Below are 17,426 nucleotides of genomic sequence, written 5' to 3' on the forward strand. Positions count from 1 at the left end.
GGGTTTGGTTTTTTTTGGTTTTTGTGTTTGGCGCTGGTCCCGTTTTGGTGTTGGTCTATTAGCACTGCCCCTGTGCGGGGCGGCACCTACTTTCTTTGCTGCTGCAAAGAAAGTAGGCAAAGAAAGCAGCTTTTCAGGCCCGCGGTCACACGCAGTTTGATCATGCTTGCCAGCCCACCGTGGCACTCGCCTAAAGAGTGCCCCCAAAGGCCCAATCGGACTTGGATCGCGCACGGTCCGACGAGCTAGTACGCAAAGGACGCTGGTTCAGCACGAAAGAGTTCCGGCACAGCGCTACGCGCTGCCGTGGGGTATGCGAGGGAAACCAGTGGGACACAAATGCGCTCGCGTACCCGATTGACCCATCGGCCGCGAAGCAGGCCGGAGCTTGAAATGGCTGTACCAGTTTGTTGTGTGGTGCGATGTGACGGACCGTGCGCGATCCAAGCCCGATTGGGCCTATGGGGGCACTCTTTAGGCGAGGGCCGATCTCCGAGGAGAAAAATGGCCAACGTGCGTGTGACCGCGGGCGGTGAGAGAGCTGCTTTCTTTGGTGACTTTCTTTGCAGCAGCAAAGAAAGTTACCCCCGCCCCGGGGAGGGGCAGTGCTAATAAACCAACAACAAAGCAAGTTCCACGAACCGAAACGAAACGAAAACCAAAACACCCGAAGCCAAAAGGCAAAAAAAATGGCAAATGCACTTCCGGAAAAGTTGCTCCCGGGCGCCCCCTACCCGCTCGGAGCCAACTGGGACGGTCTGGGCGTCAACTTCGCCGTGTTCTCCTCGAATGCCCACCGCATCGAGGTATGCCTCTTCGACAGCACCGGCCGCAAGGAGCTGATGCGCTTCGACCTGCCGGAATGCACCGACGAAATCTGGCACGGCTACCTACCCGGCGCACACCCCGGCACGGTCTACGGCTTGCGCGCCCACGGCCCCTATCAGCCGCAATACGGGCACCGTTTCAATCCGCACAAACTGCTTCTCGATCCCTACGCGAAAAAACTCGTCGGCCCCTGGCGATGGTCCGACGCGCTCTTCGGCTATCGCGTGCATTCGAACCGGCTCGACATGTCGATGGATCGCCGCGACTCCGCCCCCGCGATGCCAAAATGCATCGTCACCGACGACGCCTTCGACTGGTCCCGCGACGTGCGCCCCGATACGCCCTGGGGCGAAACCATCGTCTACGAAACGCACGTGCGCGGCACATCGATGATGCGCGACGACATTCGCCAGCACGAACGCGGCTCCTTCGCCGCGCTCTCGTCGCCGTGGTTCATTGAGCATCTGCAAAAGCTCGGCATCACCGCCGTCGAATTCCTGCCCGTTCACGCGTTTCTCAACGACCGCTTTCTCGTCGAACGCAGCCTGCGCAATTACTGGGGCTATAACACTGCGGCCTTCTTCGCGCCGGAACCCACGTATCTGTCCACGCACCGGCTCAATGAAATGCGCATCGCCGTGCGCCAGCTTCACGCAGCCGGCATCGAAGTATTCCTCGATGTCGTCTATAACCATACGTGCGAAGGCAATGAACTCGGGCCCACGGTCTCGTGGCGCGGCCTCGACAACGCGAGCTATTACCGCCTGATCCCCGGCGACGAACGCCACTACATCAACGAGACCGGTTGCGGCAATACGCTCAACCTGTCGCATCCGCGCGTGCTGCAAATGGTGATGGATTCGCTGCGTTACTGGTGCACCGCGTTCAATATCGACGGCTTTCGTTTCGATCTCGGCGTGACGCTCGGGCGCGAAGGCCACGGCTTCGATCCCGGCTCCGGCTTCTTCGACGCCGTCCGGCAAGATCCGGTCCTCTCCACGCGCAAGCTCATCTCCGAGCCGTGGGACATCGGACCGGATGGCTATCAGGTCGGCAATCATCCGCCGGGCTTCGCCGAATGGAACGACAAGTATCGCGATGGCGTGCGGCGCTTCTGGCGCGGCGACTCCGGCATGCGGCCCGATCTCGCCGCGCGTCTCACCGGCTCCGCCGAGCTCTTCAACCGGCGCTTCCGGAAGCCGTGGGCGTCGGTGAACTTCGTCGCGTCACATGACGGCTTCACACTCGCCGATGTCACCGCGTACACGCACAAGCACAACGAAGCGAATCAGGAAGGCAACAACGACGGCCACAACGAGAATTGCAGCGCGAACTGGGGCGTGGAAGGCCCGACCGACGATCCCGCGATCCTCGAATTGCGCGCGCGTCTCGCCCGCTCGATGATCGCGACGACGCTGCTGTCTCTCGGCACGCCGATGCTGCTCGCCGGCGACGAATTCGGCCGCACGCAACACGGCAACAACAACGCCTATTGCCAGGACAACGAGATATCCTGGCTCGACTGGAACATCGCAAAGAGCCCGCAAGGGGTCGTGATGACCGAGTTCGTCGCGAGAGTTATTGCGCTGCGCAAAAAGTACCCGGTGCTACGCGAAACGCGCTTTCTCTACGGCGACCGCGAAGTGTTGCCGGGGCTCTACGATGTGAGCTGGTTCGATGAACGCGGCGAGGCGCTCGCGATCGAAGCATGGCAGGACCCCGAGGGCCGCGCGCTCACGCTGCGGCGCGCCGGCCCCGGCGTCGACGGTGAAATCGATGTGCTGCTGCTCATGTTCAACGCATCGTCGCAAACGCTCGTGTTCATGCCGCCCGCGCCGCACTTGGAATGGAATGTGCTCCTGGATAGCGCGGAGCCCGATTCGGTGACGCGCCCGCTCGTCGGAAGCGAGCTCGAGCTGGCCGCGCACAGCATCGTCGTGCTGCTGGCCGAGCCCACCGGCGAGGCCGACTGGCAGGCCGTCTGGATGGCGGGCGCGCATCAGGGGCCGCGTCTTTTGACGGCGCTGCCGCCCGATCCCGGCACGATGACCTCGCATCGTCCGCACGAAACCGATTCACCACACTGACGCACACCAGCGAGTTCGCCGAAACCGCAGCATTGAGGCAGGAAATCATGTCCGAACGTCCGATCGATCCGCACAAGCATCATCATGCGTATTGCCTTCCTTTCGGCGCTCATCTGACGGGCGCCGTGCGCGAGAATCCGCGCACGCGCTTCCGCTTCTGGGCGCCATCGCGCGAATCCGTGCAAGTGGAGATCGAGCGCGCGGGCGGCGCGCCCGAACTCGTCGACATGGAAGCGACCGGCGACGGCTGGTTCGAAGCCGAAGCCGATGGCGGCGCGGGCACGCTCTACCGTTACCGCCTCGACGAACATCTCGCGGTGCCCGACCCGGCCTCGCGCTTTCAGCCGCAGGACGTGCACGGCCCGAGCGAAGTCATCGACCCGCGCGCGTATCGCTGGATGCATACCAACTGGCACGGCCGGCCGTGGGAAGAAACCGTGCTGTACGAACTGCACGTCGGCGCGATGGGCGGCTATGCGGGCGTGACCGCGCGCCTCGCCGAACTCGCGCAACTCGGCGTGACCGCCATCGAACTGATGCCGCTCAACGATTTTTCCGGCACGCGCAACTGGGGCTACGACGGCGTGCTGCCCTACGCGCCCGACTCGTCGTATGGCCGTCCGGAAGAACTGAAACAGCTCGTCGATACCGCGCACGGTCTCGGCCTGATGGTGTTTCTCGATGTCGTCTACAACCATTTCGGGCCGGACGGCAACTATCTGCATGCTTACGCGAAGCCGTTTTTCCGCGAAGGCGTGCATACGCCGTGGGGCCCGGCGATCGACTTCGAGCGTCCGCAAGTGCGCGATTTGTTCTTCGACAATGCGCTTTACTGGCTCAACGAATATCGTTTCGATGGCCTGCGCCTCGACGCGGTGCACGCGATCAACGACGACGAATGGCTGCGCGAACTCGCGCATCGCGTGCGTAGTTCCGTCGAGGCGAGCCGTCACGTGCATCTCGTGCTGGAGAACGAGCACAACACGGCAAATCTGCTGGAGACCCATTTCGACGCGCAATGGAACGACGACGCGCACAACACGCTGCACGTCCTCCTGACGGGCGAAGACGAGAGCTACTACGGCGCGTATTGCGACAAACCCATCGAGAAGCTCGCGCGCATTCTGAAAGAAGGCTTCGCGTATCAGGGCGATCCGTCGCCGATCCACGAGGGCAAGCCGCGCGGCGAGAAAAGCGCGCATCTGCCCCCGACGCGCTTCGTGATGTTCCTGCAGAATCACGATCAGGTCGGCAACCGCGCGATGGGCGATCGCCTGCGCTCGCTGACCGACGACGAAGCGCTCTACGCCGCGACCGGTCTGCTGCTTCTTTCGCCGCAGATTCCGCTGCTTTTCATGGAAGAACAATACGGCTCGAAGCAGCCGTTTCTCTTCTTCACCGACTATCACGATCAGCTCGCCGATGCGGTGCGCGAAGGCCGTCGCAAGGAGTTCGCGAAGTTCTCCGCGTTCACCGACGAAAAGCGCCGCGCGCACATTCCCGATCCGAACGACAAGAAGACGTTCGAGATGTCCTCGCCCAAGATCAGCGACCAGCAGGACGCGGATCGGCTCGCATGGCTGCACTTCTACCGGTCGGCGCTGACGGTGCGCGCGAAACTCATCACGCCGCGTCTGAAGGGCGCGAAAGCGCTCGGCACGCACGTGCTCGGCGACAAGGCGCTCATCGCGCGCTGGAAGCTCGGCGACGGCGAAACGCTCTCCATCGCGCTCAATCTCGGCGATGCGGCCCTCGCGCTCGACGACACGCCGCCGGGCAAGATCATCTTCGAGACGCCGGCGCGCGCGCAGGACACGGCAAGCCGCGGCGAACTCGGCGGCCGCACCTTGCTCGCGTGGCTCACCGGCGACGTGAACGACTATGCGCTCGCGCACGACGCGCGCCGCTTCGAACCGGCATCGGCCGAAGGGAAAGCCTCGTGAGCGCCGCCGCCAGCAAGAAGGACGACGCTCACGCCGCGCGGCCCGTCAGCAGCATCGAGGCGCTCGCGGCGCGCGCGGGCTTCGAGATCGAATGGCAGGACGCGCACAAGATCATGCAGCGCGTGCCGGAAACGACGCTGCGCATTCTGCTCGACAAGCTTGGCCTGCCGTGCGCCAACGCCACGCAGATCCGGCAGAGCATGTCCGCCGTCGATGCCGAAATGAGCGGCCGCAAGCTGCCGCCGCTCATCACCGCGGAAGTGGATCGCGGCATTGCGCTGCCGGTGTCGGCGGCCAAGCAAGGCGCACGCTATCGCATCGAACTCGAAAGCGGCGAAGTGATCGACGGGCGCTTCACGTCGCCGAAAGGCGAGATCGCGCTGCTCTCGCCGATCGCGGAGCCGGGCTATCACACGCTCGTCATCAACGACCATCGCACGACGCTCGCGGTTGCGCCCGCGCGCTGCTTCACCATCGACGATGCATGGCGCTCCCTGAGCGAAGACAACGCCGATGCCGACGCCCCGCCGCTCTGGGGCATCGCGGCGCAGGTCTACGGTCTGCGTCGCAACGGCGATGGCGGCATCGGCGATTTCACCGCACTTGCCACGCTCGCGACGCAGACGGCGAAGCGCGGCGGGCATGCCGTCGCCATCAGCCCGATGCACGCGATGTTCAGCGCCGAGCCGAACAAGTTCAGCCCGTATTCGCCGTCGTCGCGGCTGTTCCTGAATATCGCGCATGTCGATCCCGCCGCCGTGCTCGGCGCGCCGGCCGCGCGCGCGGCGATCGAGAAGACCGGGGTCGCCGCCGATCTCGCCGAACTCGAAGGCCTGACGCTGATCGACTGGCCGCGCGCGTCGAAAGCGCGTCTCGCGGTGCTGCGCGCGCTCTTCGAACCGTTCTCGCAAGACCGCGATTCGCCCTTCGCGAAGGATTTCGCCGCGTTCGTCGAAGAAGGCGGACGTCCGCTCGAAGACCACGCACGCTTCGAGGCGCTGCAGGCCGCGCAGATCGCGGAAAACGGCGAAGGCCACTGGCGCAACTGGCCCGACGCCTTGCGGGATCCGCGCAGCGACGCGGTCACCGAATTCGCCGCCGCGAACCGCCGCGAGGTCGATTTCTATCTCTTCACGCAATGGCTCGCCGCCAAGGGGCTCATGCACGCGCAGCACGCCGCGCGCGACGCGGGCATGGCGGTCGGCCTGGTCGCCGATCTCGCGGTCGGGTGCGACAGCGCGGGCAGTCATGCATGGTCGTATCGCGATGAGATGCTGACGGGCGTGTCCGTCGGCGCGCCGCCCGATCTCTTCAATCAGGCCGGGCAATCGTGGGGCCTCACGACGTTCTCGCCGCGCGCGATGCGCACGCAAGGCTTCGCGGCCTTCATCGACATGCTGCGCTGCGCGTTCAAGTGCGCGGGCGGCATTCGCATCGATCACATCCTCGGCCTGCGGCGTCTGTGGCTCGTGCCCGAAGGCGAAAGCGCGAAAGACGGTGCGTATCTGCGTTATCCGCTCGACGACATGTTGCGGCTGATTGCGCTCGAATCGTGGCGGCATCGGGCGATCGTGGTCGGCGAAGATCTCGGCACCGTGCCGCCGGGCTTTACGGAGCGCTTGCAGGAGCACGGCTTGCTGGGCATTCGGGTGCTCTGGTTCGAACGCGAAGTGGACGGGCCGGGTTTCAAGCCGCCGCGCGAATGGGACACCGGCGTCACGGCGACGACCACCACGCACGACCTGCCGACCGTCACCGGATGGTGGCGCGGCGAGGACATCGTGTGGCGCTCGAAGATCGGCCAGACGATGGCGCGCGCCGATGGCCGCGATGCCGTGGAAGCGGCGCTGGAAGAACGCGGCGAGGATCGCGAACACTTGTGGCGCGCGTTCCAGGACGCGGGCGTGGCGCCAGACGACGTGAGTGCGCCCGATACCGGCAACGCGCCCGTCGATGAAGCGCTCGCCTTCGTCGCCGCTACGCCCGCGCCGCTCGTCACGTATCCGCTCGAAGACCTGCTTGCGCTTGCGGAGCAGCCGAATCTGCCCGGCTCGATCGACGAGCATCCGAACTGGCGAAGGCGCCTGGCCCGGCCGGTCGACGAACTGTTCCTCGACGACGCCTTCGCCGACCGCCTGCTTGCCGTCGATACCGCGCGCAGGCGCGCCGGGCAACCGAACGAACCTACATCGAACTCCGAAACACCATGACCGTACCGCGTTCAACGCTCAGGCTGCAGCTTCACAAAGACTTCACGTTCGACGATGCCGCCGCGCGCGTGGACTACTTCGCGCGGCTCGGCGTGAGCCACGCGTATGTGTCGCCGATCACGACCGCGACCGCCGGCTCCACGCACGGCTACGACGTCGTCGATCACACGCGGGTCAATCCGGAACTGGGCGGCGAGGACGGCCTGCGGCGCTTCGTCGAAAAGCTGCGCGCGCACGAGATGGGCCTGATCGTCGATATCGTGCCGAATCACATGGGCGTGGGCGGCGCCGAGAACGCGTGGTGGCAGGACATCCTCGAATGGGGACGTCACGCCGCGCATGCGCGTTTTTTCGACGTGGACTGGCATTCGCCCGATCCCGCGCTGCGCGGCAAGGTGCTCGCGCCGTTTCTCGGCGCGTCTTATGGCGACGAGCTGCAAGGCGGCAAGATCCGGCTCGCCTATCGCGCGGACGAAGGGCGCTTCGTGATCGAGTATTACTCGAACGTGTTTCCGGTCTGCCCGGTCGATTACCCCGCCGTGTTTCAGGAAGCGCCCGAGCTCGCGCAGCGCTTCGTCGGCCTGACGACGCAGCCCGCCGATCAACCGCGCGCCGCCGATGCCCGCACCGCGCTCGTCACGATCGCGAAGACCGAGGGCGGCCAGGCCGCGATCGAAGCCATCCTCGCCGCGCATTCGCCGCAGACGCCGGCGGGCCGCGACCGGCTGCATCGCCTGCTGGAACGGCAGCATTACCGGCTTGCGTGGTGGCGCACGGCCGCGGACGAAGTGAACTGGCGGCGCTTCTTCGACGTGAGCACGCTCGGCGGCGTGCGCGTCGAGCGGCCCGAGGTGTTCGAGGCATCGCATGCGCTCATCTTCAGGCTTTTCAGCGAAGGGCTGGTCGATGGCGTGCGCGTCGATCACGTCGATGGTCTCGCCGAGCCGCGCGAATATTGCCAGCGTCTGCGCGCGCGGCTCGAAGAGCTGTCGGCGGAGCGGCCCGAGGCGTTGCGGCACGGCAATGGGCACACGTATTTCGTTGTCGAAAAGATACTCGCCCGAGGCGAGCCGTTGCGTCGCGACTGGCAGGTGGACGGCACGACCGGCTACGACTTCATGAACGACGTCGGCGCGCTGCTGCACGATCCGGCGGGCGCTGCGCCCCTCGCCGCGCTGTGGGCGGAGATAACGGGCAGGAGCGCCTCGTTCGCCGACGAAGCGCTCGCCGCGCGCCGCAAGATACTCGCTGAGAACCTCGCGGCGGAACTGGATCGCGTCACGCGCGCGCTGCATCGCATCGCCCGCGACGCGCAGAGCACGCGCGATTTCACGTTCACGTCGATCCGTCGCGTGGTCGCGGAGCTCGTCGTGCAGTTTCCCGTGTATCGCATCTATCCGGTGGGCGGCGTGCGCAGCCCCGAGGACGAGCGCTTCTTTGCGCAGGCGCTCGAAGGCGCGCGGGCGGCGCTCGCGCGCGCGGATCATCTCGTGCTCGATCAGGTCGCGCAGTGGCTCGGCGGCAAGCTGCCCGACGAAGCGCCGCAACCCGAACGCAGCGAGCGCAGCGAACGCAACGAGCGTGGCGAGCGGAGCCGCGATCGCGCGGCGGAGCGCAACCGGGAGCGCGACCGCAATCAGGCGCAGGCGGGCCAGAACGCGGCGGCGTCGAGCGGTTCGCAGCGCCGCGCGGCGCAGACGCTGTTTTCACAACTGACGTCTCCGGTGGCGGCGAAGGCCGTCGAGGATACGGCGTGTTATCGCTATGGACGGCTCGTGTCGCGCAACGAAGTCGGTGCGGACCCGGGCGAGTTCTCTTTATCCGTCGATGCGTTTCACCAGTGCAATCGCGAGCGTTTCGAGACCTTCCCGCACGCGATGCTCTGCACCGCGACGCACGATCACAAGCGCGGCGAAGATGTGCGCGCGCGCATCGCGGCGTTGAGTGAAATTCCGGACGAATGGTCGGCGACGCTCAAACACTGGTCCACGTTGAACACGCCCTTGCGACGTGGACCGGGCGGCGGCCACGACGAGACGAGCGACAGCAGCGCATGGGCGCCCGGTCCGGCCGCCGAAGCGATGCTTTATCAGATGCTCGTCGGTTGCTGGCCGACGACCCTCGCCCCCGACGACGAAGCGGGCGTTCACGCGCTCGCCGAGCGCGTGGCGCAGTGGCAGTTGAAAGCGCTGCGCGAGGCGAAGCAGCGCACGAGCTGGTTTGCGCCCGATGAAGCGTATGAGACCACGTGCAAGGACTTCCTGTTCGATATCGTCGCGCCGCAGCGGCGCAATGGCTTCCTGCAGGCGTTATCGGATTTCGTGACGCGTATCGGGCCGCTCGGCGCGATCAATTCGTTTCAGCAGACGCTCTTGCGGCTCACGTCGCCGGGCGTGCCGGATCTTTATCAGGGCACCGAGTTGTGGGACTTCAGTCTCGTCGATCCGGACAATCGCAGGCCTGTCGATTATGAATTGCGCAGTGCGTGGCTGGCGGAAATCGAAGAGAAAGGGCCGCCTTCGGAGCAGTTATCCAATTGGCGCGATGGGCGCGTGAAGCTCGCGATCGTTCGGCGCGCTCTGGCTTTGCGCAAGCATTGCGAGTCGTTGTTTGCGCAGGGCGAGTATGTGCCGCTGGAGGTGCGCGGCGAGCGCGCGGGGCATGTGATTGCTTTTGCGCGGCATGCGGGGAGTGCGTTTGCTATTGTTATCGCTACGCGGCTTGCGGGGGGGTTGTTGGTCGATGGGCGCGACCTTCCGCTTGTCGAGGCTGAGCGTTGGGGGGATACGGCTGTTGTTCTGCCAGAGGCGCTGCACTCGCGGGCGTTGTTTGATTGGCTTAGTCCTAATGCGCCTAAGGCGGAAGGGGAAAAGTTGTTCTTGCGGGATGCTTTGGGGGTTATGCCGGTGGCGGTGTTGGTGGAGGAAGGGGTTCCTCGGCCTTGAGGTTTTTGGTTTTTTTGGTTTTGGTTTTCTGGTTTTTGTTTTTGTGGAACTTGCTTTGGTGTTGGTCTATTAGCACTGCCCCTCCCCGGGGCGGGGGTAACTTTCTTTGCTGCTGCAAAGAAAGTCACCAAAGAAAGCAGCTTTCTCACCGCCCGCGGTCATACGCAGTTTGGCCACTTTTCTCCTCGGGGAACGGCCCTCGCCTAAAGAGTGCCCCTATAGGTCCAATCGGGCTTGGATCGCGCACGGTCCGTCACATCGCGCCACTTAATTTCTTGGTACAGCCATTTCAAGCTCCGGCCCGCTTCGCGGCCGATGGGTCAATCGGGTATGCGTGCGCGCTCGCCTTCCGTTGGTTTCCCTTGCATACCCCACGGCAGCGCGCAGCGCTGTGCCGGTGCTATTTCGTGCTGAACCAGCGCGCTTCGCGCACTGGTTTGTCAGACCGTGCGCGATCCAAGCCCGGTTGGGTTTGTGAGGGCACTCTTTAGGCGAGGGCCGTTCCCCGAGGAGAAAAATGGCCAAACTGCGTGTGACCGCGGGCGGTGACAAAGCTGCTTTCTTTGGTGACTTTCTTTGCAGCAGCAAAGAAAGTTACCCCCGCCCCGGGGAGGGGCAGTGCTAATAGACCAACACGAAAACAAGTTCCTCGAAAAAAAAGGTCACTCAGCTTCCTCAAGCGCCTCTTCCCGTGGATAAACCCGCACCAAAACGATCCTAGGCCCCTTCATCTTCTTAACCACAATATCGAACCGATCAAACTCAACCCGCTGCCCTTCAGTGGGCAAATCACCGAGCGCATTGATCACGAGCCCCCCGACCGATTCCGCGCGTCCTTCATCGATATCGATGCCCAGCGCCCGCTCCAGCGACACCACCGGCAAGCTGCCCTTGCCCATCAACGTGCCATCGTCCATGCGCGACCAGTCCGCATCGCCCTGACGGAATTCGTCGTGAATCTGCCCAACCAGCGCGCCAAGCAGGTTATCGAGCGTAATGAAGCCAATCGGCTTCGCCCCCTTGCGCCCGACGATCGCCAGATGCGGCGCGCCCTTGCGAAAACGTCGAAACAGTTCGAGCGCCGAAAGATTCGGCGCCACGTATTGCACCGGCCGGACATGGCGCGACAGCTTGTCGAGCTTCTCGGCAGCCGCATCCTTCGAAAAGCTGAAGTTGAAACCGCGTCCGCCGCCATCGCCCGCGAGCAGCAAGTCCTTCAAATGGATCATGCCGATGACGCGCTCGCCCGACGCATCGGCGAAAAGCGGATAGCGCGAGAAACGATGCCGCGAAATCACGGCGAGGTTATCGCGCATCGGAAGATCATTGCGCAGGCCGACCAACTCATGCGCCGGACGCATTAAATCCGACACCGTCATGCGACTGAAGTCGAGCGAATGCGCAATCGTGTTCCACTCGTCCTCGTTATACGACGACGCGCCGCCATGACGACGCCCGCGCAGAATGAGCTTGAGCTCGTCGGTGGAGTAATGCGCGTCGTGACCGTGCTCCCCCGACATGCCGAAAAGACGCAGCACGAAATTCGCGCTCGAGTTCAGCACCCAGATGAACGGATACATCAGCCAGTAAAAGCCATACAGCGGCATCGCAAGCCAAAGCCCGACCTGCTCCGAACGGCGGATGGCCCACGACTTCGGCGCGAGTTCGCCGACGACGATATGCAGAAACGAAATAACCGAGAAGGCAAAGAACAGCGAGATCGAATCGATGAGCTTTTCCGACTCGACGCCGAGCAGCGCAAACAGCGGATGCAGCAGCGTGGCGAAAGCCGGCTCGCCGATCCAGCCCAGCCCCAGCGAAGCCAGCGTGATGCCGAGCTGACAAGCGGACAGATAAGCATCGAGCTGCCCGTGCACCTTCGCAAGCAGACGGCCCGGCAGGCCGTTGGTGCGCGCGATCGCCTTGACGCGCGTGGGCCGCAGCTTGACGAGCCCGAACTCCGCCGCGACGAAAAAACCATTCAACGCGACAAGCAACAATGCGCCGATCAGCGCGACGACCTGAGCCAAAGCAACTCTCTTCGGATATGGAAAGCGTCAGTATATGGGCGACAGGTCTTCGAAAGTCAATTTACATCCCCGCGACCGGTACGCGCACCGACAACGTGACCTCCGCATTGTCCGCGATATCGCTGTGCTCGAACGCGCCGCCGTGCGCCTCGGACACGCGTTTCGCCAGCGCGAGGCCCCACGCGATGCGCCCGCCTTCGCGCGGCTCCAGCGCCTGACGCCGCGCGAAGGCTTCGAGCACATGCGGCGACGACGCGTCGTTCAACGCTTGCGCCGATGCCGTGAAACGCACGTCCGTGCGCCACATGCTGCCTTCGATATTGCTCGACGCATGAACCGTCGCGCCGGCCGGGCTCGCTTCGGCGGCGAATGCGAGCATCAGCCAGAGCGCCTGCAACAGACGCTCGGCATCGCCTTCGAGCTGTTCTTCCGCCAGCGGCGAATCGATCTCGATGTTCACGCCGCGCGCGCTCGCGACACCGGCGCGCGCGAGCGCCGCCGCTTTCTCCAGTAGCGGCCGCAGCGCGACCGGCGCGATCGCGACCGACAACGCCTTCGTTTCCGCGCGCGTCGTATCGACGGATTGCTCGATCAGCTTCACCTGCTGCTCGACGCCCGAGCGGATGCCCACGAGCGCGCGCTGCGCAGCGGGATCGTTGGCGTCGACCTTGCGTTCGAGCACGTAGCCCCAGCTGTGGATCGCGTTCAACGGGCCGCGCAAATCGTGCGATACGACCGACAACACGTGATCGCGCATGAAGAGCGCGGCCTCGGCACGCAGATGCGCGATGCGGTCCGCGACGCCGTTCTGCCCGTCCGGCGCGCCTGCGGAAGGCGAGACGATCAGCGTGACGCAATCGGGGCCCGGCAGCGCGATGATCGAGAAGGCGCGTGTCGCTTCGCCAGCGCCGATCGTCACGTGCGCGCGGCGCGTGCCGTTGCCCGCGAGCGCGGCATCCGCGGCCTCGGCGAGCACGGCGGTGAGCGGCCGGGGCAAGGGCGTTTCGGCGAGCGCGCGGCCATCGAGGGCGGCGGGATCGAGATCGAAGAGATGAGCGAGAACGGCGTCGGCCGAGAGGCAGCGCTGAGCGCTGTCGAGCACCAGCACGCCGTCGTTTCCTGCGACGGCCGCATCGAAGGACTTGTCGCCTTCGGGCTCGACCGTACTCGAAAAAGACGTTGTCACGGTCATGGATCCTTGCGTATAACGGTGTTGAGTTTCGATGTCACGGGAAGCCGGACGCACTGGACTGAACCGCGCGTATGCCCTGAAGAATACGCCTCGCAAAGGAACCTTTGCAGCTCATTATATGTGAGCGCCTACGACGCATGCGGCAATGGCACGGCACGCTCTGCCCCACGACCGCCAAGCAATTCACGTGCACGAGCGGCCCAGGATTCGCGACCTCGCCAGGAAAGGATCGGATTACTATTAATTCGGTTTAAGGAATTGCGGTCGCAAACAAAATAAATTCAGTTACCTTTTTTACACGACAGGTAGAGACGCGGGAATTCGATTTGCTTTTAAATAGATGGGGCACGCGCGGCCTCATTCGTCGCAATGAGAATTTTCAACCCGAAGCGCGCCGCCGATTTTATTTTTCTGTTGACAACGACTTCCTCGGCGCGATCTCCCAGAATAGCGCCGCGATCCGACATTCATGCGCCGAGCCGAAGCTTTCCGGCTCGACGCTGCCTATAGCTTTCTCGATTCGCTTTTTCGATTCGGGCATTCCAATTCGGAGTTAGCGCATTGGACGGCCGGCGCGCGCTTTGAGCCGGTCTCGGCCACGGTGGCTTTCAAATCAAACTCTACGGTTGACATCCGCTCTATGACTCATGCCCATCATGGCAACCCTGAAACCTTGCTCTCGGTAATCATTCCTGCCTACAACGTCGAGCATTTCATCGCCGCATCGCTTGAATCCGCGCTCTCGCAGCCGCGCGCCGATGAAATCGAGCTGATCGTCATCGACGACGGCTCGACCGATCTCACGCTCGAACGCATACTCGAGGTTCAGCGCAGCGGGCGCGCGCCGAATATGCGTGTGATCCATCAGGAAAACCGTGGTGTCTCCGCCGCGCGCAATCGTGCGATCGCCGAAGCAACGTCGCCGTATATCGGCTTTCTCGACTCGGACGACGTCTGGTCCGCGGACTTCACCGCGAAGATCATGCCGCTTCTCGACGCCGCCACGGCGGACATCATCGAGTTCAACGTAGGCATCATCGATTCGGACGGCAAGGTAATCGACAAGGTCACGCTGATCGATCCGGCGACGGTCGGTCATCGCGCGTGCAACCTCGACGCGCTGCTCGACTTCGCGCGCGTGTACCAGGTGTTTCCCGTCGCACGCGTCTACAAGCGGGAGCTATGGAACGGCATCGAGTTTCCGACGGGCCGCGTCTACGAAGACGCCGCCGCGATTCCGCTCGTCTACGCGCGGGCGACATCGCTCTTCCGTCTTGCCGACGATCTCTATTTCTATCGGCGCCGCGCGGGCAGCATCACGACCAGGGCCACGCCGAACACGGTGACATCGCTTGCCACCTGCGCGGAGGAAACGATGGAGCGCTGCAACGGCGACGCGCTGGACCCCTTCTGGCTCGCGATGTTTCACAAGGTTTTCTCATATGCGTGTCATCAGGCCGCGCGCGTGGATACGCCCGCATTCGCTCAATCGATGCGCACGATCGAAGCCACTGCCGCGCGCTATCGCCGCTTCGCCGCGGGCCGCAACGATACGCCGAAGGAACTGCGCTTTCACCGGAAGATTGTCGTCGATCGCCGCTGGTTTCAGGCGAAGCGCATGGTCAAGCGCGCGCTTGGAATGGAGTTGCGCCCGCCCTCGACAGCGCGCGCGCATGCATCCGGCAAAGCGAGCACGCGTTCACACGCAAGCGTTAGCCGCGACTAAGAAATGCTTGAGCGCGGCAAGGACCGCGCTTAAGGATGACCGCTAAAGAATGCTCAAAGATGGCGCCGCTGTCAGCTTCACGATAAGTGGATGCCTAGCATCACTTTGAGTCGTTTTCAATCGAACGATCATGTCTCTCTTGAGACCTTGCGTGGGCCAACCCACTGACGAATACCCTTTTCTTTTGTTAAATAACGTTTGCTATAGTGCTTGCGCATTCTCCGGATGGACGTCGATGGTCCGGAACCGGCGCATTCCGTTCAACTCAAGCGCACCCGAGGCCAGGCCAAGGCATGGGCGCGCAGACCTCTTTGGCCGCGTGCCGCACCGACCGCGAAACGCACGAGCGAAACTATCCGCTCCATGCGCTGTCAGGCAAAGGCCCACTCGAATCGGCGGACCTGCAGGGTTCGCAATCTTGCGTCATAGTCATAAAGATCACGCTGCGCGAAAGCGGGGAAAACCGTTCAATGGCTTCATTCCGAAAGAACTTCACGATCCTGATGACGTTGCAGGTATCCACGTACCTTGCACCGCTTCTGACGGTGCCGTGGCTTGCGCGCGTACTCGGGCCGGGCGAATATGGACGCCTGGCATTCGGCCTGGCCTTCACCGCGTATTTCATCTCCCTCACGAACTACAGCTTTTCGCTCACGGCCACGCCGAAGATTTCGATCAATCGCGAGAACCGCGAGCTGCGCTCCAAGGTGTTCTGGGAAACCATCCTCACGCAAGCCATGCTCGCGCTTGCGGGATTTCTCGTGGTGATCGTGCTCACGTCCGTGGTGCCCTATCTCGAAGAGAACCGTACTCTGCTGTTGATCGGCTATGGTCAGGCGGTCGGTGCAATGCTGATTCCGACATGGTATTTTCAGGGCGTCGAAGATCTTGGCGTATTGAGCCTGCTCGTATTCATCGGACGCGCGCTCAGCATTCCTGCGATGTATCTCTTCGTGCGCGAGCATGACGACCTCTATATGGCAATGGCGGTCAACGCGCTGGTGCCCTTGCTATCGGGTATCGCAATTTGCACGTACTTGTACTTTCGGCGCGAGCTCGACTTCGTGCGCGTGTCGCTCAAGACCATCGTTGGTCGTCTGAAGGACGGCTGGAGCGTCTTCATCGCGACATCCATCGTCGATATCTATGCATCGAGCAACATCGTGCTGCTGACATTCATGGCGGGTAACGTTGCGGCAGGTTACTTCGCGGCGGCGGACAAGCTGATCCGCGCGGCACTGAATATGCTGCAACCGTTGAAGACGGCGGCCTATCCACGCGTGAGCTTTCTCATGCATCACGCCAAGGACGACGCCTTTGCATTCCTGCGCAAGATGTTCGTCGTGCAGGGCTTGATCGTGTCGCTGATCTCGCTATGCATCTTCTTTGGCGCACCGCTTGCTGTAAAACTCTTGTATGGACCGAAGTTCTTGCCTACCGTAGAGGTGTTGCGATGGATGGCGTTCGTGCCGTTGATGGCGGGGCTCTCCGATCTCTTCGGTGTTCAGACGATGCTTCCGCTCGGCATGCGGTCGCAATTCAGCCGCGTGCTGATGGCATCCGCTGTCGTGAACTTCGCCACGCTCGCCGTGCTTGTGAAGCTCTTCGGCGAACAGGGCGCGGCGGCCACGGTGCTGATCGTAGAGACATTCATTGCCGCGGCGATGGCCTTCACGCTGTATCTGCAAGGCGTGCCGCTTTTGAAGCGCCCGATTGCGGAAGGCGCGGGTTCAGAAACGACGACTTAAGCCTCAAGCGGCCTTTGCACCACGAAGTCGCATTTGGCGCGTTCGACTTGCGCTCTACTACAAAGTTGCATTTAAGTATGTGACTGACCGAACCGACCCATGCAGTTCGAGCCGATATCGTATTGGTACGAACAGTGTTTAATTAAGAGAGCCCGTGTGATGGAAACAGAAGAAACATCGATTGAACACGTACAGAAGCTAGTGGATCAGGCCGAGAGCCTGCGCATGCAATCCGTCGCGGTCCCGCTCAAGGATCTGCAAATACTTCTGGAGATTTGCGAAGCCGCCATTGCTCAGCAGAATGCCGCGGAATTGATCACGGAACATCCGTATTCGCCTGCCCAGTAACGATCCTTCTTTCGAGCGCGCGGCGGGAAAACTGCCCCAAGGCGCGGCCTTGGGAACGCTCGAAACCGATTGACCGACCCACTTTACGTCGTGCCGCAGAGAGGCCGTTTTTACCGGGCCCGAGCACTTTAGCATCGGCGCGACGCAGAACAATCTTCACCAAGACCAGCCTAGCCGGGCCTGTATCGGTCAATTCGACTCGTTCAGGCGTACGCACCAGGTAAATCCAGGCTTGTTTTTCGAGCTTGTCGGGGCCGTTCGTTGCGCTCGTCGCAAGGAACGCGCATTGCTATGCCGGATCCCGTGAGTACGCCCGAGCGCCCGTGAGCGCTCGATTAGTACTGCGACACGCACATCCCGGCCCGTATG

The 17,426-nt window shown here is 63.0% G+C and carries 9 protein-coding genes; 7 read left to right on the forward strand and 2 right to left on the reverse strand.

Translation table 11 applies throughout. The annotated features are described in order from the left end of the window. Positions 1-689 precede the first annotated feature (689 nt). The 4 genes from glgX to treY are packed head-to-tail and all read left to right on the forward strand — an operon-like array spanning position 690 to position 10,013. Positions 690-2,915, forward strand: coding sequence for a glycogen debranching protein GlgX (glgX, locus tag LY284_RS22630; RefSeq protein ID WP_233388037.1), 2,226 nt, complete (start codon positions 690-692; stop codon positions 2,913-2,915). Positions 2,916-2,962: 47 nt separating this feature from the next. Next, positions 2,963-4,858: a malto-oligosyltrehalose trehalohydrolase gene (gene treZ / locus LY284_RS22635; protein WP_233388038.1), complete on the forward strand. Its 1,896-nt coding sequence runs from the start codon at positions 2,963-2,965 to the stop codon at positions 4,856-4,858. Further along, positions 4,855-7,068 (forward strand): 4-alpha-glucanotransferase, encoded by a 2,214-nt coding sequence (gene malQ, locus LY284_RS22640; RefSeq protein WP_233388039.1) that lies wholly within the window; start codon positions 4,855-4,857, stop codon positions 7,066-7,068. Before treZ ends, malQ begins: the two co-directional genes overlap by 4 nt. After that, positions 7,065-10,013, forward strand: a complete 2,949-nt coding sequence (gene treY / locus LY284_RS22645) for a malto-oligosyltrehalose synthase (RefSeq protein ID WP_233388040.1) — start codon at positions 7,065-7,067, stop codon at positions 10,011-10,013. Before malQ ends, treY begins: the two co-directional genes overlap by 4 nt. A gap of 662 nt (positions 10,014-10,675) precedes the next feature. On the opposite strand, the gene LY284_RS22650 is transcribed toward treY, so the two are convergent. Together LY284_RS22650 and LY284_RS22655 are read right to left on the reverse strand one after the other, a co-directional pair. Further along, positions 10,676-12,043 carry a hemolysin family protein gene (locus LY284_RS22650; RefSeq protein ID WP_077158935.1) on the reverse strand — a complete coding sequence of 456 codons (1,368 nt, stop codon included), beginning with the start codon at positions 12,041-12,043 and terminating at the stop codon, positions 10,676-10,678. Positions 12,044-12,104: 61 nt separating this feature from the next. Continuing rightward, a complete protein-coding gene (locus tag LY284_RS22655; protein ID WP_233388041.1) occupies positions 12,105-13,229 on the reverse strand; it encodes a sensor histidine kinase KdpD in 1,125 nt (374 codons plus the stop codon). Between the two features lie 646 nt (positions 13,230-13,875). On the opposite strand from LY284_RS22655, the gene LY284_RS22660 reads away from it, so the two are divergent. From LY284_RS22660 to LY284_RS22670, 3 genes are all read left to right on the forward strand, one after another. Beyond that, positions 13,876-14,961, forward strand: a complete 1,086-nt coding sequence (locus tag LY284_RS22660; RefSeq protein WP_233388042.1) for a glycosyltransferase family 2 protein — start codon at positions 13,876-13,878, stop codon at positions 14,959-14,961. A 470-nt stretch (positions 14,962-15,431) separates the two neighbouring features. Next, on the forward strand, positions 15,432-16,709 hold the full coding sequence (locus LY284_RS22665) for a flippase (protein ID WP_233388043.1): 1,278 nt from the start codon (positions 15,432-15,434) through the stop codon (positions 16,707-16,709). Positions 16,710-16,868: 159 nt separating this feature from the next. Next, positions 16,869-17,057 carry a hypothetical protein gene (locus tag LY284_RS22670; RefSeq protein ID WP_148276142.1) on the forward strand — a complete coding sequence of 63 codons (189 nt, stop codon included), beginning with the start codon at positions 16,869-16,871 and terminating at the stop codon, positions 17,055-17,057. The last annotated feature ends 369 nt before the right edge of the window (positions 17,058-17,426 follow it).

Source organism: Caballeronia sp. PC1, assembly GCF_021353155.1.
In the GTDB taxonomy this organism is placed as follows: Bacteria; Pseudomonadota; Gammaproteobacteria; order Burkholderiales; family Burkholderiaceae; genus Caballeronia; species Caballeronia cordobensis.

Bases quoted from the DNA above. Each gene is read 5' to 3' on its own strand.
- treY (WP_233388040.1), top strand. From the start codon at position 7,065: ATGACCGTACCGCGTTCAACGCTCAGGCTGCAGCTTCACAAAGACTTC.
- treZ (WP_233388038.1), top strand. From the start codon at position 2,963: ATGTCCGAACGTCCGATCGATCCGCACAAGCATCATCATGCGTATTGC.
- LY284_RS22670 (WP_148276142.1), top strand. From the start codon at position 16,869: ATGGAAACAGAAGAAACATCGATTGAACACGTACAGAAGCTAGTGGAT.
- LY284_RS22660 (WP_233388042.1), top strand. From the start codon at position 13,876: ATGACTCATGCCCATCATGGCAACCCTGAAACCTTGCTCTCGGTAATC.
- glgX (WP_233388037.1), top strand. From the start codon at position 690: ATGGCAAATGCACTTCCGGAAAAGTTGCTCCCGGGCGCCCCCTACCCG.
- LY284_RS22665 (WP_233388043.1), top strand. From the start codon at position 15,432: ATGGCTTCATTCCGAAAGAACTTCACGATCCTGATGACGTTGCAGGTA.